This window comes from Kitasatospora sp. MY 5-36 (assembly GCF_001182915.1).
GTDB lineage: Bacteria > Actinomycetota > Actinomycetes > Streptomycetales > Streptomycetaceae > Kitasatospora.
In genome coordinates this window covers 1-1409 of sequence record NZ_LFVW01000148.1, presented here as the reverse complement: position 1 = coordinate 1409, position 1409 = coordinate 1, and the positions used below count along the sequence as shown (strand labels likewise).

The following is a 1409-nucleotide window of genomic DNA, read 5'->3' as shown; positions in this document are numbered from 1 at the left end:
CTGCCGGCCGGCGGCGCGTCCCGCCGGCCGCGCTGGTGGCGGCCCACGCTGCGCCCGGCCACCCGGGTCGCGCTGGCCATCGGCGACGACTGGCGGCTGTGCCTGGCGGCGGTGGTGGAGGGCGAGTTGCAGGTGTGGCAGGAGGACGCGGCGTACCGCTGGCAGGCGGTGGAGCTGCCGGAGGAGGGTTAGCGTCGGTGCCCTTCCGGGCAGCCCTGGAGCAGTTCGTCGGAGGGGGTCAGGCCGTGGCTTCCGGGCAGCCGTGGAGGAGCTCGGCGAAGGCCGCTCCGGCGGCGTCCCGCGGGAGGATCCGTTCCGCCCGGCGGCCGTCCGGCGTGCTGATCACGTAGCGCTCGGCGTGGTACGAGAAGTCGTCCCAGGGCTCCCAGGTGTGGGCGCGCAGCAGGGTCCGGCCGCAGCGGGTGCAGCCGATCCACGGGACGAGGACCAGGTCGGCCAGCTCCGGTTCGCTCCAGCCCGTCACCACCTCGGCCTCGTCGCGCTCGCCGTCCAGCAGCCGTACCGGGGCGGGCGCGCCGTCGCCCGGGCAGCGCAGCAGGCCGGGGGCGAGCCGCTCGCGCTCCCCCCACTCCTCGGTGAGCACGGAGATCCGCGCCCGGTCCGTACCGCCGATCGGGATCTGGCGGGCGAGCAGGCCCTCGACCAGCAGACCGAGCCCGCTCTCCTGCTCCCCGACCGCCCGGCAGTCCTTGACGCCCTGGGCGGCGTCGGCGGGCAGGAGGTCGGCGATCCGGTGCCAGAGCGCGGTGTCTTCGTCCATGGGTCGGACTCTAGTCGCGGGCGATCCGCGCTGGTCGGCCAGGGTCTCCGACGGCGCCGCGCGCCGAGGCCCCGGAACCCTGGTGGGGTTCCGGGGCCTCGGCCCGGCGGTGGGAGCGGCCCGGCGGCGCGGACCGGCTCGGTGGCTCCGCGGCTCAGCTGCCCAGCTGCCCAGCTGCTCAGCGGAAGCGGCGCAGCCGGAGGCTGTTGCCGACCACGAAGACCGAGGAGAAGGCCATCGCGGCCCCCGCGATCATCGGGTTGAGCAGGCCCGCCGCGGCCAGCGGCAGGGCGGCGACGTTGTAGCCGAAGGCCCAGAACAGGTTGCTCTTGATGGTGGCCAGGGTCTTGCGGGAGAGCCGGATGGCGTCCGCCGCGGCCAGCAGGTCGCCGCGGACCAGGGTGAGGTCGCCGGCCTCGATGGCGGCGTCCGTACCGGTGCCCATCGCCAGGCCCAGGTCGGCCTGGGCGAGCGCGGCCGCGTCGTTGACGCCGTCGCCGACCATCGCGACGACCTTGCCCTCGGCCTGCAGCCGCTTGACGGTGGCGACCTTCTCCTCGGGGAGCACCTCGGCGAGCACGTGCTCCGGTGCGATGCCGACCTCGGCGGCGACGGCCTCGGCCACCGC

3 protein-coding genes are annotated in these 1409 nt (G+C 75.9%); 1 reads left to right on the top strand and 2 read right to left on the bottom strand.

The features are described from left to right. A partial coding sequence (locus tag AE652_RS46365; protein ID WP_049651140.1) for a hypothetical protein occupies positions 1–192 on the top strand: 192 nt, incomplete at its 5' end. 46 nt (positions 193–238) lie between these two features. Here the strand turns inward: AE652_RS46365 and AE652_RS11295 are convergent. Both AE652_RS11295 and AE652_RS11290 read right to left on the bottom strand, forming a co-directional pair. Next, positions 239–781: a hypothetical protein gene (locus tag AE652_RS11295; RefSeq protein WP_049651139.1), complete on the bottom strand. Its 543-nt coding sequence runs from the start codon at positions 779–781 to the stop codon at positions 239–241. A gap of 178 nt (positions 782–959) precedes the next feature. Beyond that, on the bottom strand, positions 960–1409 hold a 450-nt coding region (locus AE652_RS11290; protein ID WP_049651138.1), incomplete at its 5' end, for an HAD-IC family P-type ATPase.